Origin of the sequence: Photorhabdus kayaii (genome assembly GCF_025384895.1) — a bacterium.
GTDB lineage: Bacteria > Pseudomonadota > Gammaproteobacteria > Enterobacterales > Enterobacteriaceae > Photorhabdus > Photorhabdus kayaii.
Genome location: NZ_JAJAFZ010000069.1, coordinates 1 through 22,043 on the forward strand (window position 1 = coordinate 1; position 22,043 = coordinate 22,043).

The following is a 22,043-nucleotide window of genomic DNA, read 5'->3' on the forward strand; positions in this document are numbered from 1 at the left end:
CAGGTACAATCAAACTATTTGATTCTGTTATGGTATACGCCCCTAATTCTCCCGGGGACGGCTTATTTGTAGCGCTATATACGCGAACACCGGTATCATATACTCCTCTACCGTAAATGGACCCTGTTGCATCCACATTCCCATTGACAACCCCACCCGATTTTTGATAAGCACCATTCGCCAAATTCACCGTCTCCACCAACCCGAGGTTTTTCACAAACGCGTTTTTGTCAGGAATGTCGGCACCGTTTTGGGATTTCTTAAGAAAATCAGATTTTGAATATTCTACTTCTAGCCAAATCCCATTATCTAATGGACCGTTTGGGCTTATATTTGAGTTCGCAGACAATGCAACCCAGTTTTTCCCGCCATAATTTACCAGCGCCCCTTTTGTATATTTTACGTCAGGGAACCAAGCGAGTGCTCCACTGTTTTGGATTTCAAGTAGGGCCTCATCTAAGCGATTGTGCCACCAATTTTCCCATTTTGCTTCGGGCGGATCTTCTGATGCTCCACCAGACCATCCGCGCTCAATTAATGCATCACCGGGTTTTTCAAATTGAGCCGGATTACTGGCCCATATTTTATTAAAACTGTCTTTTCTAGCCATCTATTATTACTCCGATTATACGTATGCGCCTACGCCGTAGGGCTGTGCATCATAAGTACCTTTATACGCAAAAGAGTGGTGATTAACCCTGACTAAATGGGCTTTCACTCCCTGCGGCCTAGGTATTAAATCAAACATTTGAATCAATGCACGAATGTTCGCGGCGATCTGCTTATCTATCCAGATTGTTTTCATTGTCATATCCTGCCCGTCAATAATTGCAGAATTAACATTAAAAATATAATCAACGGCATTCTTTACATCGTCTATTGTTGCTATTGAGTTATTCTTTTGTATTTTCGATTTAATTAATATCCGGTACATAAAATCAGATACCGGTGCTATTTTAATTTGCTCGCCGGGAGATTTATACGGTGCAATGTTATATGGCTGCGCTCCGCCAGTACCATTATATGCAAAAATAGAAACAAAGTCAGTACGGATGGGTGGCCGTTCTGCAAATCCCGCAATTCTTCCGCATATATCTAATTGCTCACCCTCGGCTCTATCTATATCAAGAATATTGCTTATCTTATCTATTTGGTCCTCAATAGAAGATTGAGCAATATCAGGTAATGAAGTTATCCATTCGATAAGCTTTGGTGAGTTTTTATATTGCCAATAAATTCTAGATAACGCTTTACTTTTGTGGTCATACATATACCACCTCTATATTCTCAGTGGCAAATACACCGAGTTGGTTGAATTTAACATTCACTACCCCTCTGGTTTCATCCCAAGATTTACCGACTGTAATTGAGTTTACAAATCCATTATCAGCAATGATATAGTTTACCGGTGTGAATATTCTTCCAGCTCCGACACTCTCACCGATCCTGAAACCTAGTTTCGAAAATCCGCTGGTTTCATCAAAACCATAAGTTGTGTAATGAACAATGGCCTGCTTTATATTTTCATCATCAAATTTATTATTACTCGATATCTCGACACGAACATGAATAGGAATAAGTTCCGGCCTGAAAAATGTCACTGACACAGGGTTTCCCAGTGGGGTTTTTGTATCCTCAGTAATTTTATTGGGAAATGTGTTATATCTATTTAACCCGCATCCCGGATTCTTTTTTGCAGCAATGGCATTAATAATATCATTGACCGAACCACCGTCTACAAATATTGCCATTGAGTGTTCTTTCACTCCGTTTTCATCAACTTGACCGTTGTCATTTTCATAAATACGAGCTTGCTTTACACTGTCTATATTAACCAGCGCAGCATACATATTATCAACTTGATTGGAGCCGGGTAGCGCTACAGATTCGTTACGGCGGATTCGAAAAGCATTATCTGACTCAATATCTCTGCCCGGCGATTCTGATGTTTCGTTGTTAACAGCCGTTATACCACCGATGGGCGTAGCAATAATGGTTAAAGCGCCAACATTGGCAGTTTGCGATCCCGATGTTGTGCACGTCACATTGACAGTAGCGCTTCCGCCCGCATCTATCGTTACATTGTTATCTGTAGCCCACAACGTATTAGTAATTTTATTACGAACAAGCGTCTCGGAGGGAATCAGTGTAGCGGGAACGCCTTTGAAAATTACAGTCGATGTTGAAAACGTGGCTTTATTACGCTTAATGCCTGCAAATGCTGCTATTCTATCTAGTTGCTGCCCCACTGCGGAATTGGGATCTGCTGAGTGATAAGCGGCGATTACTCCTTCATCGAGATTAGCCAATGCCTCGCACCATGCTGCTATTGCAAGTCCATCAGGAGATTCAGGGTTGATATTCCAGCCGTCGTCAATAGCCAAATAACGCTGACGCATCACAGTTAAATATTCATTCAGCGTCTGCCCTTTTGCTCCCTCTCTTGTTATTTTAGCCATTAAACAATTTCCTCATTGAACAGGAATTCAAATTGTTCATTGTTGATATCAATCAATGATGCATAAATTGTGATTTTCCGATTTTGCATATCAGTTTTAAATTCGAATTTGGTTAACCCCAACACCCCTGGCGCGGTGATAATACGTTCCTTAACACTTGCCGCCGCAATATCAAGTGAGGTTTTACCCAATATACTTTGGAACCACGGCGTACCTTCTGTAACATTCAGAAAGTATTCACCCAAGAATAAGCGTAAGCGCCGGATAATGGCCTGCTTTGTTGCCTCTTTGCTTGTTGCAAATTGGGTGCCGTGCGTGACGATGTCGCCATTTGTGAAATTTCGTATCATGCGATCCCCTTCAAAAAAAAGCCCCAGCGAATGCCAGGGCAAAGAGGTTAGCAAATGCTATCTTGGTAGCTCTCACACAACCAAGTAAGGTATCAACAATGGCTAACATCAAACTCACCTGCCCGAACTGCGGTGATGATCGACTCATACGCGGAACCGAGGCGAACAAAGAAAGTGGTCTTTATATTCTCACATGCCTCTTTTGTAGTCGTAGTTTTACTAACCTCGAAATCTTCAAACACGTTAGCAAACTTACTATTAAAGAGTCGCCGGGCAACGTCAGCACTCCCGTTACAGACAGCGAGAAATTGAGGTTCAAGTAGCTTGTATAGCTCATAAATTTGTTTCTCTACTTCATCGTTATTCATATAGAGCTCTTCAATCAACATTTTGATAATCCTCTGAACGTTCTGATTACTGGGGCGTTCTATCACTGCGGTCCTCGTGTCGTACCGTTACCAGTTTGAACCCCGCCGTGAACATGCTTGCCGAACTCAATACCTTCAACGGACAAGCCACCTTGATTAACTGTGGTTCTGCCATTCAGCGTGGTCTTGCCGCTATTTGTGAACTCTGGGCCGTTATATGTCATACCTGAGCTTGTCAGTGATAGTGACGTTCCTCCAACTGACAGCGTTATCCCCCCGTCCGTCATATGAATGCGGACAGAGCCAGATCGGTTACTCATTCCCATCCCCGATATTGGCAAGCCGGGAATAACCGTTTGCATTGAACGATAGCCGGGTGAGAAAAAAGCATCTGTGGCGCTGAACATCCTCATTTCGTGAGGAGCAACAGGCCCTCCCTGATCTATCCATGTATCAATAGCTCTCTGGCTGAAATGGATTAACCCCTCTGTTCCTGGTGGTAATTCATGAAATAGCGTCCATTCCTTAGTACCCGAAAACTGAACCGGAACATTACTAATAACAGGCATAGTAATAAACTCATTGTCTATTTTTCTCTGAATGCCGCATTCAATTTGTGCCCGTTGATTAGCTGCATTATATGAAACAATTTTCCCCGGCAAGCAAATCATTAGCGATGATAATGCAGACTTTTTAAACTCCTTCATTGCCTCCAGCATTGGGTTAAGCTTTGAGTCTATAATTTTCATTATATTATCCTTTAAGCAATAATGCTTTGACCGTAGTTTTCCATGTGTCGTGATAGAAGTCGCCCTGATGCGAAATACTTAACACTGAAAATCTTCCGGCAGTAAGAAGGTCTTTGTAGGGTGTTGTATACATGTCACTAAAATTAAACTGATCATATAATCGATAAACATCAATCCAGTCCGCAACTCTAATTAAGTGATTAAGTTTTATATCAACCTCTAAAGATTGTAAGTAAACTCGTGGTATCCCTTCCATGCCATTTAGTGATGATATCTTATGTGTAATATGTTCTCGTGATGCTTTATTCCTGATAACGACTAATTTTGTACTTTCAAAATTATACTTAAAATCAAATGTTTCTGATAGTTCTGTTAGAAATGTTATGGAATTTACACCCGGTGCAGTCATTCCCTTAATTGCTAATGGTAAATCAGAAAAATCCCCTACTACCTCTAAGGTGGTCCCAAATGTTTCGGCAACATCCTTTATGATTTCTAATATTGTCGTATTTTCGCCCCAGGACTTATTTATATATGCATTAACCCACTTTCTAAAGAATGACCGACAATAAAATCTGATATATGTATTTACCCCATCTCGACCCGTCTCGAAGTTGTTTATTTCACCCTTAAATATAACACCAACATCATCACCATAACCGGCGAATAAGTAAACTGAATCATACTCATTGTAAATTCGGCTTCTGGTTTCTGCTGATACACCGTATACTGTGATACGTCCCAATGCATCATGATTATTCGGTACCCCCTCTATATTAAATGTAATTTGCATCGGTGGACTAAAAATAAGATCTTCTCCACCACCGCTTGATTTTATGACTAATTTATAATTTCTTCCAAACAGATCACCATTCATATTGGATACCATTTTAATTTATTTTTTACACCCAAGTTACTGATAGTAGGAGTTTCTCCTTCTAGAATAATTTCCCCAATATCTGTATTCAGCCCGGCAAGTAAATTTACTCCAACATGTAATGCCCGGCCTAATGCTATGGGGCTATTATCAATACTCATGATATCAACAACAAAATATCTATATCGAGTCAACCAACGTAGATAAAATACTAGTTGATGATTATTTAGTGTAATAGAAAATTTCTGGTAAGCTGCATTTCTTGTAAGAGGAATAATATTCATTGCAATAAAACCTCACCATGATTAATAGTTGCTTGACCTTGTGTGCTGGCACTATCACCAGCCGGGAGATTGGCATTGATAAGTGATGCGTCCTTGTTTTTTCCATCTTTGTTAATAATCAAAAGTTGACGCATTTCAACGACTAATTCTAGCCCTTCTTGATTCTCTATATTTGTTACTTGCCGGGTATTTGTAATAATCATATTCGCATATGACGCACTTTTGGTGCCAATAACAGCCATCACAGTACGATTACGCTGTAGCTCCCTGATCTTATCAAGAATATTCATTGACCGTTTCGTTCCATACTCACCGGCAATGCCAAATCCTACAGAAGCACCCAGTCCAGCCAATGCGGCAATACCACTAGGTAATACTGACGCGGCCAAGCCAGTAGCAACACCTGCACCCATCCCCAATATCCCGGAATATTGACCGGTTTCGGCTATAAGTGCCTTGATCGGGTTATCTGACAGTGCAACGGTCATAGTGACATATAACGGGCGTGTAACGGCGTTGTCATTTGCTGTCATTGCATTCTCTAATGGATATTCGCTAACATCCGTCCGCATTTCTGATGATTCTTCAAGAACTGCATCAAAAAAAATCCCGCCAATTTCCGGGCGGGTTTTCGTAAAAATACCGACAATACTCATTGTGCTGTTGTCCTCACTGATACGGCCAATTCGTTACATGCGTCACTAATACATTGTTGAACAATTTCTTTAGTTTTTTCTGGATTACCAGCTTCGTTTACTGTCACATTGGCATTAACAGTAGCGTTGATGGGGGCGCTATTACTGCTAGATTTAGACTTTATAGGAGGGGTTGGTACTGTATTTCTGCGAGAAGCATAGTCTTCCATAGCTAGGGAATAGTCACCAACTTTTCTCACATAATCCTCTGTTTTTTCTCCCCATAATTTACGATTTGGTCCGGCATGATGTTCCGCAACAGCCTCTTCCATACTTTCACCTTTATTCAGGCGCTGGCGTAATTGCATTGCAGCAGCATTTATAGCTTGATCAGAATTAAGCGGGTCTATACCTAGGGATTGAGCGGAACTATCAAGATATTGCATTATTCCCTTTGCCTGCCCCCATTTGGTTTGCGGGCCTGTAGCATTAGGGTTAAATCCTGATTCTTGTTTTGCCATTCCCAATAAGACGCTGACTGGAACATTATATTTTTTTGACGCTTGAGAGAATGATTCAGCCAATTGTTCACGTTGAGATGTATTATTGACACCCGACATTGTTAAGTAATTTTTTATATAATCCATATTGTTCAAAGGATCATTGCCGGGAATATCCATTGCATTTGGATTAATTGAGCTTACTTTAACTGGCCTTCTCCAAGGGTTGCTAGTCCATCCAAGCCAAGAGAGGGCATCACCCACAGGGTAATTTAAATTCTCATTTAGTCCATGTTCTAGCTGACGCTTGTTATAATCATATGATGCAATGGCACTTGCTTTAATATTATCCCAATCACTATAAAAATATTCAGCATATGCTGCTGCACCGAGCAAAGGAAGATTACCCACCAACATTCTACCGCCTTTGGCCGCCGCTTGTGCAACAACTAAAAAAGTAATCCCTTTTGCCATTTGTTCTAAATAAGGCATAGCCTCATCCAATTTTTGTATAATTCCCTGCTTGTTATCTAATAGCCATTTATCAGCACGTTTTGCTAAATCAGTAACGCTTTTTGTAAGTGGTCCACTTATTTCACTAGACAACCCATTTAAATTGGTTGTTAGCTTTTGAACAGCATCATTATATTCATTTGCTATTTTTATTGCTTCTGGAGTGATTATTTGACCACGTTTGTTATATTCATTGAATTGTTCCTTTATCCAATTTGGCCCCTTGGAAAGTACATCTTGCTCGAATTTATTTAATCCTAGCCCGTTGCTAAATCGTCTCCGTTGATCCATGTTCATTTTTAGCATCTGCTCAGAAGCCCATAACATGGCGGAATGAGGATTATTCTTGTTAATTAATTCATAGGGATTAATACCAGCCTGCCTGAGCGCGTTTTCGTCAATTCGGCCATCAGCAGCTTTATCTCTGAGGTGATTAAATTTCTCAATTGTACTCATGGCATCCTGCACTTTTCCACCCATTTGCTCATATGCATAACCCCAACGCAATACATTATTGGGATCAATAAGATGGCGACGAGAAAATCTATCTATCTCAGAAACAAAGCCAGCAAAATCTCGCGTTAACTTATCAAAACCAAATCCAGCGGCTACTGTAGCCGCTAATTGCATCATATTGTCAGTAACACCTTTAAATGCAGCGTTAGCCACATCAAAACTCTTTTTGTCTGTTTCTAAACCCAGGGAGACAAGTAATGAATCAATTGTTTCCGCCATTTATGACCTCGTTTTTAAGATACAAAAAAACCGCACTAAGTGAACAAAATACTTGCATCAGTCCCAAAATGGGACTATCATGACTTTATGAAAATTATCTCAGTCAGTACATTAAAGCAGTTCTGGGAAATCTATCCCGATGCTGAACAACAGTTAAGAGCTTGGGTTGACGAGGCTAAGAAAGCTAACTGGAAAACCCCTGCTGAAATTAAAGCTCAGTACCGCAATGCGAGTATCCTGAAAAACAATCGCGTGGTATTTAATATTAAAGGAAATAGTTATCGTCTAATAGTTTCCATCTTTTACCCCGCTGGCTGGGTGTACGTAAAATTCATCGGCACGCATAAACAATACGATGCTATAGATGCCAATACAATTGAGCCGGAGTAAGCTATGAATATTAAACCCATCAGAACAGAACAAGACTATCAAGAAGCATTAAAAGCTATCTCACCAATGTTTGATAATCAGCCTGAAATCGGCTCTCCCGAATTTGACTACATGGAAGTTATGGTGCTACTCATTGAAGCCTATGAGACTGAGCATTTCCCGATTGACCCGCCAGATCCGATTGAGGCCATAAAATTCAGAATGGAGCAATCTGGGTTAACAGCAAAAGACCTGGTACCTGCCATCGGTAAAGTCAATCGCGTATACGAAATACTTAATCGCAAACGTAGCCTCACGCTACCGATGGTATGGAACTTACATAAAATGTTCGGGATACCTGCGGATAGTTTAATCAAACCCGCTAAACACGCTTAGTATGATGGCTCAAGTTTGAGCCATCCTTGGCTTGGGGGTTAGAATGGACTGTTAGGGATTCTCAGGTTATGCAATACCCGCCAGTTACTACCGGTAAATGATGCGCATTCAATATGCGCCGTCTCTCTTTCCAGTAAGCGCCGGGCTATGTTCATGTTTCGTGGATATTCACGTGACATTGAATAATATTTACCTTCCAGCCGATGCTCTGCCGCTCTCAGAATGGGGTAAACATCAGATATTGAACTAATCATCTCAACAGCATCCCGCCACAGCCAGCAAAGATTGCATAATTCATCATCAGTGAATTGAATTTTAGTTGGTGCTGGTAACTCGGCTTTACCAATGAACTCACCCTCTAATGCAAGTTTGTGAACATATTCGATAGCTTCTGTTATCTTCTCCGCTGGCAATTGATCTATATGGGATACATTAAAACGCTGGTGGATGAAGCTACAAGCCTCTGGGTACATTAGCCCACGCTTACCCACCAGCATGTTTACAGCATCACGCAACGGGGTGCGTTCGTCTGTTGTGGTTTTTGCTGATGCAGGTACTTTCTGGCTGAAATAGCAATCTTCCAGTTTTTCGAATACATCCCAAGCTTTGTCAGTGTCGAGCATTTTAGCATGACGGGCCGCTCCGCGTTCTGTCCATAGCATCAAGCTGCGAGCACGTTTTGCAACAGACTGACTTCCTGTCAGTCTGTTCTTTAACTCTTTTAAATCAGAACCTTCAACTTTGAAATAATGTTTACCCTGAGTAAAGCGATCATTGTTTCGTTTGAAGTTTTGCTGAATGTTGTTGATTTCAGTTCCATACAACTCAGCAAGTAATTCAGTTGTAATAACTGGAATGCCGTTGTGTGCAACTTGAGGTAGTGACTGCACAGATAAATTGCTCATGCCGACACCTCGCTAACCAACAGTTCAGTAGTTACTACTAATTCACCCTGATATGAAATTTGTGTCAGAGTGATACCATTAATGACAAGTTGGTTTGCATCTGTTAAATTATTCATGCGATTTACCTCGTTCGGTAAGTTATAACTAGAGGCCCTAGTTGTTCGTGCAACTGGGGCTTCGCTATTATTGTGCTGCATTTTTTGCCCTTTCATTCATATACCAAGCCAAAGCCTGATTCAGAACTGCGTTCTGAGAAATTCCCTCTTTATCTGCCAACTTACAAATTTGCTCCTTCATGAACTCTGTTGTTCTCAGTTGCATTTGTGCGCTCTTTTTTCTGTTATCTAGGTTTATCATATTATCTTGTCTCCTTATTAGTAATGTCATAATGACATGATATCATTATGACACACATTTACATGATGTCAATATGCTAGTATCATCTTTCTGTTTCAACTAAACGATTAATGCAGATGACTAATAAGCCAGTATCAGCACAAGATAAATTCATGCTTCGATTGCCCGATGGTATGAGAGAAGCTATTGCCGAAAGAGCCAAAGAAAATGGCCGCTCGATGAACTCTGAAATTGTGCAAATTTTGCAAGATACTTTATATGGCGGTCTATCCTTACCTATGGATGAAGAGTTTTCCCGCGTTTACATAAGTGTGATTGAAAATGATTGCCATGATGAAAAAGGCAACTTTAAGTATGATGAATTTGATAAAAATAATGAAAAAATTGACTGGCTAATAGATCGGTTTATGGCGCGAATAGATAATGATAGCCAGAAGTTCAGAGAGCTATTAAACCTAAAAAAAGAAATGGCCAACAAAAAAGCCCCATAAGGGGCTTTAGGCTGCCTGTACGGCAGTAAACGGTGCGAGGCAGATCATGATATTTGTTATAATATCGCCCTTTTATTTAATTCCAGAATCGCACATAAAATTAAATAGCTTGGTAACTTTTTCTTGATCATCTTTATATTGAACGCCCAAGTGACCATCATCTTTAAAATCATAATCACCCCATTTATGAGGATGACCTAACTCATGATATGACAATGGAACATTTGCCAATTCATGAAGTTCTTTTGCTGTGTAGGATGAATATGTTTTATCCTTACAATTTAGCACTATTTCCCTATGATCAATAAGGCCATTTCTGAAAAAAATCGGTTTCTTTTCATTGGTTAATATATCGATTGTATAATCAATGAAATAAAGTTTTACCCTATCCTTTCCGACCGATAATCCTCCAACATTGACCATGCCGCTACCCATCCTATTACCCATTCCGGTTATAATTTCTTGACCGATATAGCTATTTATTTCATTTGGTAACTTTTGATTAGCAAGGCATGTTAAACTGATCGAAGTCACAATAATAACAATGAAAAATTTTATAATTCCCATTTCTTACCCTTACTTAATGATAAAAATTACATCCTATCATCAGGAGGGTGCAATTAAACGCAAAAATCGCATGAGCGGCATAAGCAAAAAAGGGCGCTTGAGAGCCATGTTCAACAACAAGAGATGGCGGGGATTGCTCCCCGCCGTTGCTCTTACTTGGTTTCGTAATCCATGAAAACAGCAACCTCCGTTTGACCGCTTCGGATGCGAACCTCACAGAGGTCTTTCCTCGTGATAAGTACAGCCGCTAAGGCGGCAATGCAGATAACGATAGCGATAAATATCGCTTTTTGCTGTTTCATAGTTAGCGTCCTCTTGCCTTTCGGCGTGTAAGAGGCTAATCTTATGTTGCTGAGCATAAGAACTGGCCTCATTTCGATTTATAGTCGGATGGGGCTTTCTTCTATCTGCTCCGGCACGCCAGAGACAGATAGTCTCAAGCGCCCGCCGAAAATATATCAGAGTGAAATATATATATCTATACATATATCGCGGGGTTATGCGGCTGGATAAATCAGTTTTAACTGTCCTTTTACCCAAAATGCCGCCATACAACGAGACTCAAAATCTTTATAGTCAGCGCAACCGTTAGCCAACATTGTTACGGCTTTCAATTGTTCTTCCACCAGCTTTGATGCCTCTGGCTTAAGATATTGATGAATCTTCTCCCCGCTGCCTTTAGCAGCTTCTTTCGCTTCGGCATAAACAACATCTGGTAATGCAACCTGGTATACCCACTTGGAAGTGATCGCACCAAACAGTGATGGAGTACCACCTACATGACCAAAATAAGGTAAGCCTGTCATTCTCGATAACGCCTGATAATAAGGCTCTTGGAACCGTTTTTCCCATGTCGTCGGCTCTTGATAGGTGAGCAGATCGATAATCTGATCTTTGGTCAGTGTTAGGTTCTGTGATATCAACATGTTTTTAATATGTCTATCACATGCCCGGGCAAATTTAGGAGAGAGCCAACGAGCAAACTCAATGACCAGCTCAGGGTGAATCCAAGTACCACCGTTGCGGCCTTTTTCTACGTTAACTAAAAGAGGAGAAATCTCCCCTTTAGAATTATACGCTTCAATATCAAGCTCTTGACCAACTTCCCTAATGTAATTCTTAGTTGAACCTAATTTCAGCCAGTCCTTTGTCAATTTGCCAAAGTGCTTGGCTGCCACAGTTGCATTAGCCCAACATGCATTACTGAATGGGAACAACTGTTTTTCATACTCCATTGGGAAAATATTATTCATAGCTTATTACCTGCTCAAAAATGAACCCTTGTCACACAGGAATACCAGCCCCAGAAGGCAGCCAACCACTGGCAGTCCTCAAGGGTGCATTTGTGAAAAGGTTCCGGGTTTTATTTAATTCGTGCGTGTGAAGCACATAAAAAACCCCGGCGTGATGCCAGGGTGTTAGGTGTTGTGACTGAGTGCGCGTTCCATACTATCGACTAAATCATCCATGACTGCGTGCATGGCCTGTACATCATCGATAGTGTAAGTTCCATCCAGCATGTCAGACCATTTAGCTAGTGGCGGACAGGCATCACCGGCCCCCGTACAGGGGCGCCAGAGAAACCAATTAATCGCGGGGTTTATTGATTCTGTGCTACTTCTGCGCCGTTTTCGCTCCCTGCGCTGAGCGTCCAAAAAGGGCCGATATTTTCCTTTAAGACTTTGCCAAGCAAGACAAGGTAATTCTGTACTTCGTCCTGAAATAAATTTTCAGCAACCGGCACATTATCGGCATCACGCACAATCTTACCGCTCTTGATGCAAAGTTCTTTCAATCGATTCAATGAAGATGCATCTGCGGTTGCCAGACTCACGGCCAAGCCCATTTCAGTAGAGTTATCACTCATAACTGGCAGTATTCCCTCTCTGGCTACAATCTGTAACATCTCCAGTTGATCTTTAGCTGATGATGTGGCCCCGCTAAAAGTAGTCCCGTTAATTTCAATCTCAATCTTTCTGCCCATTTATTAGGTTTCCTCTGAATCTGCAAATTCGAATATAAATTGTTCGTCACTGACACCGGTTTTACCGGCGCGGGTTGTCGAACCCCGGTTAACTAAAATCCCGTCAAAGCCAAGAATGGTTTCCGCCGTTCCCGTCTGAAAAAACGAGAATGTGGCATCTACCTTTGTTTTTTCTACGGCAATGATTTGACGGGCCTGTTCAGAGCCTGGAATTAAATTAATCGTCAGACGCTTGGGACGGGTTGGGTTATCAAGACGAACTGAGGTTTTACCAATTCCACGTTTCAAGGTTGCTCGCGGCTCCAGGTCTTCAATAGTGATCGGCGGGTCAGTATCACCAAAATCATCAATTGGGATACCAAATACGGTCAGGTTAGCACCGTCAGCACCGTACCTTTGCATAGACATAAATTACTCCACGTTAATATTAATTTCGGCCACATGACCGGCACGAGCCAGAATGACCAAAAGAGAGGTTGACGGATATTGACGCTGTTTGCGCTGTGATGATGTCAAATTAAGAACGTCCTCGGGTTTAGAACGGAGTATAAAACCGAACTGGGCCACTTTTGTTTTGCCGTCATCAAGATCAACATATGAACCTGTTCCCAACACGCCGTTGTTATAGAACCGCTTACAAGTATCAGAAATTGTCGTCAGCAATCCGCCGTAATCGCGCGGGGTGAGCGCACGTTTAGAACCCGCTCCGGCAATATAATTATAACCATCAACCTGAATATAATTTTTCAGCACATCCAGATTGACCACATCATCAATGAACTCACCGTATGACGACATGGATTTACTGTTAATCACCCGGCTGTTATCTGTCTGACCCGTCAACTCAATCTGTGTGAAAAATACGCTATTTTTAGCTTTCAATGCATTGTATGCGCTGGTTTTCAAATCATCACCTATAACGCCGGGCAGCACCTGAAATTCCCCGGTAATAGCAGTGTTAATGCCAGCGGGACGGAATTTGTGAAATGCCGCAGCTAGCTGGATCATTGCATACGCTTGAGTCGGGTCTGTCTTCACAGATGGCGGAGATTTATAACCGGCAAACACATGCCTGTTACCCTTGGTTTTTAGTATCGATATCACATCATCTTTGATATTTGGGTCAACGATCCCTTCATCACTGAATGTTAACCAAACCGGATGGCCGTTTGCATCAGCCCAGTCAGCGATTTCAATCACCGATTCTTTGGTTACGTCAGTATTTTTAAAGAAGTAGTGATACCGCCACAGCGCATCTGCCGCGCTATTCATGTTTTCCACCAGCGATTCAGCCGAGTTTTTCATCCATACTGTAATCTGTGGTGGCTTGGGAATATTGGCAAAATAGCGGGTGGCAATGCGATAGATATCGCTGTCAGTTTTAAAATCTGCCGCAATACCTGACGTTGAATTGTAGTCTCGGAATGTACCCGCTTCGAATTTAACCTTATCAACCAAATCCGTTGCATCGGCAAATATCAGGGCACTTGAAAAATCCGCGTACCCAAGCCCTGCGGGGGTAAGTAGCAGGTTGACAGGAATAATATTGTCTACAGAATAAGACATGAGAATGCTTACCTCTCATCATTAATTTCAATTTTGAATCCGGCTGCCCGTAGCAGGGAGTAGGATACGGTTTGTTCGATAAACAGATGAATGTCTGCCTGCCAGCGTGGTTGGATGCCAGCTTGCAATATTCCTGTCAGATTTCGGCAATTACTCACGTAGCGCCAGGCTATTTTGTTGCGATATAAGAATTCGCTGACAGGAGTCTGGAAATTGGCATTATGCAACAGCATGATCGCACTATCCGCGCCTTCATTGAGAAAATTCACTGACACCATAAATTCCATTGATGTATAAGCAATTTCTTGCAAATCTTGCCAGTTATTTCCTAGTGATGAGTCAAATTCTTCAACAGCGGGTACAAATGCCCGTTTCCGTCTTGTTTGCCCATACGCGCGAATGGGGATGGGTTTATAAGTGACATATAATGATTTTGGCGGCGCTCTGCCTTGATCTGCTAAAATCACCGTTTCGACACCGGAGGCCATTCTCAATAGTGATTGAAATACATTGTGTAATTCTTCCAGAGTTTCCATCAGCCCATTCCCCGATATCGCTCGACAACAGCACGGCAAAAATTACGCCAGGGCCGATTGTCACATGACAGAACGCGCCATTTCCGCATTGCCAATCCATCGCTAAATTCCAACATATCGCTGAACTTTCTTTCGTCATCAGGCCAAAGATAATTAACCCCATCATTGATATGCACCGAACGTACATCTTGTGGATTTGCCGTGCCTCCCATGCCGATTAAAGTTTGAATATCCTTCCATGAGGCGGGCTGAATGTTAACAAGAGTGAGCGGAATTACTTGCGGTTCTCCTTCCTGCCACGTGCCACCCGGCCCGGTATAATCACCCTTTGCAGCGCGGATAAGTCGCACGCCACCAGCAATAGGAGAATTAAACGTTGAATCGATATGTCCGTGCATATCTAAGCCATTGCCAAACATAATTAATCCTCTACAACATGGGTAATAGCGGCTCTCAGGATACCGTCATCAATCAACGGAGTAGATGATCCTTTGGCTTTCACTGTTGATTCTGCGTTTGCCGGTTCAATACCGGCTGAAATGGCTTCTTTGCAATACCCTGCTGCTTTTGCACCGATTTGATCTAACATCTGGAATGCTGTTATATCGCCACGAGCAACCTGTCCAGTCAGTGAACGAAATGCCTTTTTGATATTGTCTTGGTTCTGCCGAATGGGAACACGAAGAAATGAGCGTTCAGGAATGTGTCCATCCGCCGAACCGTATTCATTCACTGCACCAATGACGACTAGCGGCGTCCCATCTTGTTCACCAGAACCGGCTGGCAATCCCACCAGCACCCGCCGTTTAGATGTCACGCGATCATGGATTTGGCGCAATTTCTGCGCCAGTTTATTTCCGCCCCGGACTTCTGCATTCAGCTTCATATCATCATTCCCCCAGTTCCCGCCCGCCGCCTTAAGCGAAGAAATTCAAGGCCGTAAGAAGTTAGCGGAAGATTACCGTTGATAATTAATTCATCAGAAGTAACAGAAGGAACAGCAAATGAAGTTGACTCATCACCAACGGATTTAGACGAAATGGCATAAGCCGCCCCCACATCGCCATTTATGGCACGTTTGCGCATCACCAGCTGATGAGCTGCAAACGCAAACATGCCACGTTTTTTAATGGACGCAGGACGAGCATTATATTTCAGCCACCGCTTACCCGTTTCTGAATTGCCCTCTTCAAGTGCCTGAATAACACTTTTATCAGGCCATTCATCAACGTTACCGAACTCCGGGTAATATTCACGAAAATCAGTCACGATTTGCGCTGTAATTTCCATCTCTCCCCCTTAAAGCAAAAACCCGTCAATCTGACGGGTTATCGGCATTTTCTGACCGCGACGCTTGCTGTATCTCCTTTCGCTTTTCAGCAATAGCTTTCTGCAATGCTGCGGCCTTTGCTGCTGATGGTGCTTTTTTACCCATTAGAGTTTCATACTCCTCCCGCAGTGCGCCAATATCCTTGTCATCAGTATCAGCGTCAGGGGTATCCAATACCTCTACACGCATCATCCCAGCCTGATGAAATAGGTGATCAATGAAATCACCATTAACAAGAACAAGAACGGAATGTCCCACAGGGATAGTGATCCGTTTACCGTTTTCATCAGTTACTGTCAGCGGAGCTGTATGTAAATTGGTTAACTCGTTCATCGATTACACCCCATCGACATAGTGCCCGGCTTTCGGAATGCGCCATTCCGTACCACCGGTACGTAATAAGGCGGGGACTTTGAAGTTAATGTTATCGGCAGTGGCAGGAGCCAGAAAGCGCATTGGCATCACATCATGGCCTTTAACAACCCGCTTATCCTTTTTGTACACGGCCATGCGATCTTTGCCACCTGCCCCCGCGCCGTTAAGTAAAATGTCATCATCAAAATCCATATCCCGGAAATTGGTACGCAAAAACTCAAGCAACGTAACATTTGAGGCGTTCTGAGTTGATAACAGCGTGCGCATCAGCAACTGCATTTGCTCGGGTGGTATTACAAAAGTATTTGGACGATGAACAGTCATCGTATTGCTTAAGTAAACCTGACTATACGCCGCACCGAAAAAGTCAATAACTGGCTGCGTTCCCTTTGTTGGTATATCAGCAATCAATGCTTTCAGTGTGGCTTTTGCTGCCTCTGTTGATACATTTTTGCTAGTGTAAAGTCCTTCCCCGATGTCATCATGGCCGAGCAAGTAGATCTTGTTCAGCCCTTGCTCTACAACATCACGCACAGCTTGCCCGCGCTCAGCATCAAGACTGATATTGTTCTGCATGGCGAAGCCAATTTCTTCCAGCGTATAGGTATAACCCAGCGCCGCCATTTTAATTTCTTGAAAGCCCTGACTCATTGCAATGTCTACAGTGGGGACATCAGTAGAATTTGGTCCAAATATCTGCAATTCACCGCGTGCATCTATCGAGCGGAAAGCCACGACCTTTATCCAGTCCGGCGCACTGTCATCAAGAGGTAACAGTGTATTGTATTTGAACTGCGGGTATTCCATACGATAGATTTCGGATTCAATATATGCCGCTTGCTGAACCAAAAAAGACAATGCAGCTACCGGGCTGACGTCAAAAACACTTTTTCTCATGAATTATTTCCCTTCTACATAGACATTCAGAATGCCATCAACGCGAATTTCGCCAATCTCACCCGCTTTCACGTTATCTACCCATCTCACCTGATTTAACACCAGCAAACCGGCCCCCATTCCAGTAGTCAGGCGGCCTTGATCTGCCCCCTCTTTCAAAATGACACTAACAACTTGTCCTGCCTCAGCGCCATCAACGCAAAGCACATGCATTGGCCCGCGATGAAGTACAGATGCGATATGATTGACGTCATAGCCGACCTGGTAATTCGGCGGATTCGTCGGCATGCTGTTGCTAAATTCTGCTAATGTGCGAATAGTGAAACCGATAACCTGATCGGCTGTGGTTGTTGCCGAGACCGGGCCGCATGAGCGTTCTTTAGTGCCACGTACTACCGCGCGACCAAATGGGATTAAGGCAGTTTCAACGCGGCGAGAAATTGCCTCATAAACATCAATCGTTGAAACCTGCCCCTCATACGCCTTACCGCGGAACAGCGTAAAATCGTTTTGAGCAATAGCCATTATTTTTTCTCCGGTTGTTTACCGTAACGTTTGTCCATCCACTCTTGCCGAGCGCTATCGCGCATAGACTGAGCGTCAGTCGTCTTTGTTTTGCGCATGTCACGACTGAAATTTTTCAGTGAATCATTAGCCTGTTGTTTTTCTTCTTCGGTCTCGCCGTCATCCTCGTTTTCCCGACGCTCTTCTTCTGCATCAAAATAAGCTGAAACGTATGTGTCCGGGGCTTTATTCCATTCAGTGTATTTGCGACATTTAATACCAGCGGCATCAAGTGCAGCGCGTTTGATCTTTAATGGATCGGTTGAATCACAGTTAAAGCCAGTGCCACCAATTTTCATTGCAGCATCACGCGCAGACATGACATCAGCGATACGCTTAGAGATTGAATCCTCAGAGGTTTTTTCCTTTAATTCCTCAATTTCTTCATCTTTAGCGTCAGCCTTGGCTTCTGCCTCTTCTTTTTCCTTTTCTGCCTCATCTTTAGCGGCTTCGGCCTTTTCTTTTTCTTCCTCTGCGTCTTTAACGCGTTTTTTCAGTCCATCAATTGTGGATTGGATCAACTGTTGAGTTGCTTCATCAGTGACCGTTGCGTGTACGCCAGAATCGAGTACAACTTTAAACATGTGTGTTACTCCAGTGGGTTTATGGTCAAATAAGCGCGCGCGATGTCCGGCCCTTGCTCGGTCACATAGCGCTATGTGATTAATAGTGATATCGCGTTGAATAAATTCGTAGGGTGCCCCGTCTGGTGAAACACCAGAAGACTTCTCATATTCAGATGTGTATCCAGCGGATAATTCCGCCTTACCTCCGTTTATTGCATTGATTGCTGCTTGATCTTTGATAAGTAAATCAACGACAACATAATCATCGTCTTGTCTTCCCGAAGAAATAGCATGCCCGGCTGTGACTTGCTTAAATGAATTGGAATCAACAAGCTCGTCAGGGTGATCAATTGTGACATCAACATTGTCATAACTACCCAGGCTCGATTGAGAAAATACTTCCTCATACGGGCGATAAACATTAACAATTTTACCGGGTGGCCTGTCCGTTAATCCCAGTTCAGACGCTAGATATTGCTGAATACCGACACGCGCAACCCGCCCGGGGACTTTTAAATAGCCCTCGGGAGTAATTTCTCGTTGGGATGTAACTGGAAAGGTCACGCGGTCACATACAGTAATCCGCATGTAATAATCCTATTTAATTAGTAATCAAGACCTTTGATTAATGGAGTGCCATTACAGCGACATTTAACATGTGCTCTACCGGGAAATAGTCCTGTTTCATCTGCATAGCTAGCACCACGCGACCAAAGATAGACCCCACGGCCATGCCCAACATCAGCACGGGCTATCATGAAGCATTTAATTTTTGCATTGGGATACTTGCCAGCCGGATTACCGGACACTCTTACATCTTGCGAAGTGTCCCAACGAAAACGATCAATACCGGCTGATTGCTGACGCTTGCGTGTAATATCACTGTGTATTTTTAGCGTTTGGTCGCTGGCTATTAGACGTGCTCGCTTGTATGTCGCTCCGGTCACTGACTGAATATTTCGAACAATGTTAGTCAATGAGTCACCGCGCAAAATACCGTCCATCACTTCACGCTGAATATCATCAAAATAATCAGATGATAGTGATTTGATTAACGCAACATTGCTCTCTACAGATGCATCAAAATAATCAACGAGGGATTCATTGACCATTAACCCGGTCATGTCGATACCGATAGCCCGGTTAATTTGTTCAACAAAGGCTTCGGAACTTTCAGACTCGGCCCGACTGACAACACGTTGCGCCAATCGCTCTGTCTGTTGTCCAAATGCTGAATTGAAAAACAACTCTGATGCTTGCCTGATGGCCTCTTTGATAATGTCAGTGAGATAGCTATCAGCGGTATAATTGCGGCGGAGGACTGGCGTTAGCGCCTCATCGACAGCTTGCGCCATCTGTCTAACAATTTCACGTAATTGCGCACAGTAATAACGCTCTGTTTCGTCAGACGGCTTGATGGGTCTAATCGGCGCTCTGCGCCTGACCGGTGTTTTCTTTATCAGGTCCTGCAAGGTCTCCAAGCTTGAACTGATAATCACCTGAGAACTCGGCGGATTCGTCGTCAGCAAGTCGGGTAATATCTTCCTCTTCAATACCATAAACCCCTTGCTCCATTAATTTTCGTGCAACTTGTGACGGCCTGACAACTCTCTGATTTAAACGAATATCATCAGCCTGAGCATCAGCCAGTCGTTGTGCGGATATCTCTGTATCTGACGGCTGCGTGAGCGGTGCGAAAGAAAAATCCAACCCATCGGGATATGTGCCCAGAGTTGAACGAATCAGAACTTCATCAATTTTTTCCAAAAATGGCCTGTAGTCGGTTTCCTGACTACCTTTTATGTCACTGAAATAGTTATTCTGATCTCCCTTCCCTGAGTCACCCAATCCTTTTGCTTGTACACCGAAGAGCCTTGTCATGGGGATACGCGTTGAGCCAGAAGACCATTCCATCAAGACATATAACACCTCGGCGAGTCCACCAAATGAGATTTGTTTTCTATCCAGTACTTCGCTTGAATCCAGCAGCGCAATTCTGAACAGAGATTTCATCATGCCAAATGTGTTATAACGTTTTGCTATTGCATCATCCATATCACCAGATGATAGTTCAGTAGACAAACCATCACGATTAATTGTGTCAATATTGGCTTCTTGAATCAGAGATGCGATACCACCTTTTGCAGAAACAGCATCTTTGATATCTTCCATGCAACGCCGCAGCCTACTGTCATCCCAACCGCCATTAATCATGCGCAAGCGCATGGGTAACGCCGCGCCCGGCGCTTTGACAAAATGACTGTAGTGAATTTGTTGTGTACCGCCATTCACCACATAAAAATCCGGCTGCATGTAATTTTCTGCCAACGGATTTGTCACATTATATTGCTGGCCGTTAATAAACATGCGATCAAGAACCAGCAAGCGCTTAAGCGAACCTTTTTTGATTCTGTTCAATTCGAGCGGCTTATCAAGTGGCTGATCTGTTATCAGTAATACGCCCGCGCCACCGTAAACTCCAGCCCACTTAAATGCTTCCTGAGTTATCGCTTTGACATTAAAGAATTTTTCAGCATTACGAATAGCTGTAGCATCATCAGATGAAAATGACCGCCATTCTCTCGTCGCATCATCGACTGGAATATCCACAATCGCGCGAGCTATCCAGTTCTCAATATAAGCTGCTTCCAGTTCAGCGAAATCCTGCATCATGCCGAATGTAAAGTGGTTATACATGCGCCGATCACGTAATGTACCCATTCCTGTCATGACATTCGTGATGCCATCAGCAGTCAGGCGAATGCGTGGCTTACCGCCAAAATCTAATTGATTAAGCCCATTTGTCATAGCTGACGGTCCCATTAATTAATTCATTTTCTATTGCATCCATAAGCGGATCGAGCTGGTCATCGTGTGTATTGAATTCAGTATTAATCCCTTCCATTTCAACAAGGAAATCGCTCACCCAATCTGCTTTTGATGGAATGTAGATATATCCAGATTCAATCCATCCTTGTGTATCCATTAATCGCGTGAACTTATCTTTATTACGTTGTATAGCTTTTATCGGGCAAGTAGCATCCTTACGTATACTCTGTATCAACCCTGTACCTGATGATTTATCTTCCACTGCCATGTATCTGAGTGGACTTTTATCCCTATGTTTTGATTTGTGCCAAAAAGCGACTGCACGCCGTTTCAATTCATCCGATTCCCATTTTCCACGGATTAGATCTATCAAATACAAGCGCCCATCCTCACCAAGCCCCCAGTGTTCAAAAACAGAGAAGTCGTTCACTTCTTTGATTTTTTGTGCTGTATCTGCATAAATGATCCGCCATTTCAACGGCGGTAAGACCGTGTACTCTTTAAACCACTCTGATTTGATTAAGCCACCGCCTTTCGCCGTGGGTCTTTGTTGATATAAGGCATTCCAGACCAGCGACCCCCTTTGTTTGCATTTATCGACGAAATCCTGTGGCATGCGTTCAGGGAACAGGATTTCACCCGGCTTTCTCAAACTGTATGTTTTGCCATTCAGGACATGAATTTCTTCTTTTTCTGCTTCCATCGGAAAACTGACGACGCGCCATTGTTCGCCGCCTTCATCTGCCAGTTTAAGAAGTTGCCCTGCTAAGTCATTCTGATGCCAGCGTGTAAGAATAATTACGATGCCATTTAGCTTTGGGTCTGCACGAGTAAAGAACGT

32 protein-coding genes and 1 pseudogene are annotated in these 22,043 nt (G+C 43.0%); 3 read left to right on the top strand and 30 right to left on the bottom strand.

Going from position 1 to position 22,043, the window contains the following annotated elements; all coding sequences use genetic code 11:
- From LGZ98_RS19465 to LGZ98_RS19510, 10 genes and pseudogenes are all read right to left on the bottom strand, one after another.
- Window positions 1–610, bottom strand: a pseudogene (locus tag LGZ98_RS19465) (hypothetical protein); the annotation flags it as partial.
- A 15-nt stretch (window positions 611–625) separates the two neighbouring features.
- On the bottom strand, window positions 626–1,270 hold the full coding sequence (locus LGZ98_RS19470; RefSeq protein ID WP_262978426.1) for a baseplate wedge 1 family protein: 645 nt from the start codon (window positions 1,268–1,270) through the stop codon (window positions 626–628).
- Window positions 1,263–2,459 carry a baseplate J/gp47 family protein gene (locus LGZ98_RS19475; protein ID WP_262978427.1) on the bottom strand — a complete coding sequence of 399 codons (1,197 nt, stop codon included), beginning with the start codon at window positions 2,457–2,459 and terminating at the stop codon, window positions 1,263–1,265. The genes LGZ98_RS19470 and LGZ98_RS19475 overlap by 8 nt, the downstream gene beginning before the upstream one ends.
- Window positions 2,459–2,809, bottom strand: coding sequence for a contractile injection system sheath initiator (locus tag LGZ98_RS19480; RefSeq protein WP_113040726.1), 351 nt, complete (start codon window positions 2,807–2,809; stop codon window positions 2,459–2,461). The genes LGZ98_RS19475 and LGZ98_RS19480 overlap by 1 nt, the downstream gene beginning before the upstream one ends.
- Before the next feature lie 92 nt (window positions 2,810–2,901).
- Window positions 2,902–3,243 carry a hypothetical protein gene (locus LGZ98_RS19485; RefSeq protein ID WP_262978428.1) on the bottom strand — a complete coding sequence of 114 codons (342 nt, stop codon included), beginning with the start codon at window positions 3,241–3,243 and terminating at the stop codon, window positions 2,902–2,904.
- Window positions 3,240–3,926, bottom strand: a complete 687-nt coding sequence (locus LGZ98_RS19490; protein ID WP_262978429.1) for a Gp138 family membrane-puncturing spike protein — start codon at window positions 3,924–3,926, stop codon at window positions 3,240–3,242. Before LGZ98_RS19490 ends, LGZ98_RS19485 begins: the two co-directional genes overlap by 4 nt.
- Before the next feature lie 4 nt (window positions 3,927–3,930).
- Window positions 3,931–4,803 carry a phage protein gene (locus tag LGZ98_RS19495; RefSeq protein WP_262978430.1) on the bottom strand — a complete coding sequence of 291 codons (873 nt, stop codon included), beginning with the start codon at window positions 4,801–4,803 and terminating at the stop codon, window positions 3,931–3,933.
- The gene (locus LGZ98_RS19500) at window positions 4,800–5,087 is read right to left on the bottom strand and encodes a phage baseplate plug family protein (RefSeq protein WP_262978431.1); all 288 of its coding nucleotides are present in this window, start codon (window positions 5,085–5,087) and stop codon (window positions 4,800–4,802) included. The genes LGZ98_RS19495 and LGZ98_RS19500 overlap by 4 nt, the downstream gene beginning before the upstream one ends.
- A complete protein-coding gene (locus LGZ98_RS19505) occupies window positions 5,084–5,743 on the bottom strand; it encodes a phage baseplate protein (RefSeq protein ID WP_262978432.1) in 660 nt (219 codons plus the stop codon). The genes LGZ98_RS19500 and LGZ98_RS19505 overlap by 4 nt, the downstream gene beginning before the upstream one ends.
- Window positions 5,740–7,470, bottom strand: coding sequence for a transglycosylase SLT domain-containing protein (locus LGZ98_RS19510; protein ID WP_262978433.1), 1,731 nt, complete (start codon window positions 7,468–7,470; stop codon window positions 5,740–5,742). Before LGZ98_RS19510 ends, LGZ98_RS19505 begins: the two co-directional genes overlap by 4 nt.
- Window positions 7,471–7,557: 87 nt before the next feature.
- Between LGZ98_RS19510 and LGZ98_RS19515 the strand changes: the two genes are divergently transcribed.
- Window positions 7,558–7,860, top strand: a complete 303-nt coding sequence (locus tag LGZ98_RS19515; protein WP_262978434.1) for a type II toxin-antitoxin system HigB family toxin — start codon at window positions 7,558–7,560, stop codon at window positions 7,858–7,860.
- 3 nt (window positions 7,861–7,863) lie between these two features.
- The gene (locus LGZ98_RS19520; RefSeq protein WP_262978435.1) at window positions 7,864–8,235 is read left to right on the top strand and encodes a helix-turn-helix domain-containing protein; all 372 of its coding nucleotides are present in this window, start codon (window positions 7,864–7,866) and stop codon (window positions 8,233–8,235) included.
- 38 nt (window positions 8,236–8,273) lie between these two features.
- Here LGZ98_RS19520 and LGZ98_RS19525 read toward each other — a convergent pair whose 3' ends face one another.
- Together LGZ98_RS19525 and LGZ98_RS19530 are read right to left on the bottom strand one after the other, a co-directional pair.
- On the bottom strand, window positions 8,274–9,140 hold the full coding sequence (locus LGZ98_RS19525; protein WP_262978436.1) for a P22AR C-terminal domain-containing protein: 867 nt from the start codon (window positions 9,138–9,140) through the stop codon (window positions 8,274–8,276).
- 183 nt (window positions 9,141–9,323) lie between these two features.
- On the bottom strand, window positions 9,324–9,497 hold the full coding sequence (locus LGZ98_RS19530; protein WP_262978437.1) for a hypothetical protein: 174 nt from the start codon (window positions 9,495–9,497) through the stop codon (window positions 9,324–9,326).
- Between the two features lie 116 nt (window positions 9,498–9,613).
- Here LGZ98_RS19530 and LGZ98_RS19535 point away from each other — a divergent pair, with 116 nt between their 5' ends.
- Window positions 9,614–9,988, top strand: coding sequence for an Arc family DNA-binding protein (locus tag LGZ98_RS19535; RefSeq protein ID WP_390904710.1), 375 nt, complete (start codon window positions 9,614–9,616; stop codon window positions 9,986–9,988).
- Window positions 9,989–10,060: 72 nt separating this feature from the next.
- Here the strand turns inward: LGZ98_RS19535 and LGZ98_RS19540 are convergent, their stop codons facing one another.
- The 18 genes from LGZ98_RS19540 to terL all read right to left on the bottom strand — a co-directional run.
- Window positions 10,061–10,555 (bottom strand): hypothetical protein, encoded by a 495-nt coding sequence (locus LGZ98_RS19540; protein ID WP_262978439.1) that lies wholly within the window; start codon window positions 10,553–10,555, stop codon window positions 10,061–10,063.
- Between the two features lie 152 nt (window positions 10,556–10,707).
- Window positions 10,708–10,857 (bottom strand): Hok/Gef family protein, encoded by a 150-nt coding sequence (locus tag LGZ98_RS19545; RefSeq protein WP_146748035.1) that lies wholly within the window; start codon window positions 10,855–10,857, stop codon window positions 10,708–10,710.
- 195 nt (window positions 10,858–11,052) lie between these two features.
- A complete protein-coding gene (locus LGZ98_RS19550) occupies window positions 11,053–11,808 on the bottom strand; it encodes a KilA-N domain-containing protein (RefSeq protein ID WP_113040740.1) in 756 nt (251 codons plus the stop codon).
- A 165-nt stretch (window positions 11,809–11,973) separates the two neighbouring features.
- A complete protein-coding gene (locus LGZ98_RS19555; protein ID WP_146748036.1) occupies window positions 11,974–12,210 on the bottom strand; it encodes a hypothetical protein in 237 nt (78 codons plus the stop codon).
- The gene (locus tag LGZ98_RS19560) at window positions 12,156–12,539 is read right to left on the bottom strand and encodes a phage tail assembly chaperone (RefSeq protein WP_113040741.1); all 384 of its coding nucleotides are present in this window, start codon (window positions 12,537–12,539) and stop codon (window positions 12,156–12,158) included. The genes LGZ98_RS19555 and LGZ98_RS19560 overlap by 55 nt, the downstream gene beginning before the upstream one ends.
- A gap of 3 nt (window positions 12,540–12,542) precedes the next feature.
- On the bottom strand, window positions 12,543–12,947 hold the full coding sequence (locus tag LGZ98_RS19565; protein ID WP_040154593.1) for a hypothetical protein: 405 nt from the start codon (window positions 12,945–12,947) through the stop codon (window positions 12,543–12,545).
- Between the two features lie 3 nt (window positions 12,948–12,950).
- Window positions 12,951–14,105, bottom strand: coding sequence for a DUF3383 family protein (locus LGZ98_RS19570; RefSeq protein WP_113040742.1), 1,155 nt, complete (start codon window positions 14,103–14,105; stop codon window positions 12,951–12,953).
- Window positions 14,106–14,113: 8 nt separating this feature from the next.
- Window positions 14,114–14,641 (bottom strand): phage neck terminator protein, encoded by a 528-nt coding sequence (locus LGZ98_RS19575; protein ID WP_262978440.1) that lies wholly within the window; start codon window positions 14,639–14,641, stop codon window positions 14,114–14,116.
- Window positions 14,641–15,060 (bottom strand): hypothetical protein, encoded by a 420-nt coding sequence (locus LGZ98_RS19580; RefSeq protein WP_113040744.1) that lies wholly within the window; start codon window positions 15,058–15,060, stop codon window positions 14,641–14,643. The genes LGZ98_RS19575 and LGZ98_RS19580 overlap by 1 nt, the downstream gene beginning before the upstream one ends.
- A gap of 2 nt (window positions 15,061–15,062) precedes the next feature.
- The gene (locus LGZ98_RS19585; protein ID WP_113040745.1) at window positions 15,063–15,527 is read right to left on the bottom strand and encodes a hypothetical protein; all 465 of its coding nucleotides are present in this window, start codon (window positions 15,525–15,527) and stop codon (window positions 15,063–15,065) included.
- Window positions 15,524–15,931: a DUF4054 domain-containing protein gene (locus LGZ98_RS19590; RefSeq protein WP_262978441.1), complete on the bottom strand. Its 408-nt coding sequence runs from the start codon at window positions 15,929–15,931 to the stop codon at window positions 15,524–15,526. Before LGZ98_RS19590 ends, LGZ98_RS19585 begins: the two co-directional genes overlap by 4 nt.
- A 25-nt stretch (window positions 15,932–15,956) precedes the next feature.
- Window positions 15,957–16,304, bottom strand: a complete 348-nt coding sequence (locus tag LGZ98_RS19595) for a hypothetical protein (RefSeq protein WP_262978442.1) — start codon at window positions 16,302–16,304, stop codon at window positions 15,957–15,959.
- A gap of 3 nt (window positions 16,305–16,307) precedes the next feature.
- Window positions 16,308–17,243, bottom strand: coding sequence for a DUF2184 domain-containing protein (locus LGZ98_RS19600; protein ID WP_262978443.1), 936 nt, complete (start codon window positions 17,241–17,243; stop codon window positions 16,308–16,310).
- A gap of 3 nt (window positions 17,244–17,246) precedes the next feature.
- The gene (locus LGZ98_RS19605; protein ID WP_262978444.1) at window positions 17,247–17,768 is read right to left on the bottom strand and encodes a structural cement protein Gp24; all 522 of its coding nucleotides are present in this window, start codon (window positions 17,766–17,768) and stop codon (window positions 17,247–17,249) included.
- A complete protein-coding gene (locus LGZ98_RS19610) occupies window positions 17,768–18,961 on the bottom strand; it encodes a DUF2213 domain-containing protein (RefSeq protein ID WP_113040749.1) in 1,194 nt (397 codons plus the stop codon). The genes LGZ98_RS19605 and LGZ98_RS19610 overlap by 1 nt, the downstream gene beginning before the upstream one ends.
- A gap of 17 nt (window positions 18,962–18,978) precedes the next feature.
- On the bottom strand, window positions 18,979–19,872 hold the full coding sequence (locus LGZ98_RS19615; RefSeq protein ID WP_262978445.1) for a putative phage head morphogenesis protein: 894 nt from the start codon (window positions 19,870–19,872) through the stop codon (window positions 18,979–18,981).
- Window positions 19,796–21,181 (bottom strand): DUF1073 domain-containing protein, encoded by a 1,386-nt coding sequence (locus tag LGZ98_RS19620; protein ID WP_262978446.1) that lies wholly within the window; start codon window positions 21,179–21,181, stop codon window positions 19,796–19,798. The genes LGZ98_RS19615 and LGZ98_RS19620 overlap by 77 nt, the downstream gene beginning before the upstream one ends.
- Window positions 21,165–22,043 (bottom strand): phage terminase large subunit (gene terL, locus LGZ98_RS19625; protein ID WP_262978447.1); only part of this gene is annotated, 879 nt, incomplete at its 5' end. The genes LGZ98_RS19620 and terL, both read right to left, overlap by 17 nt.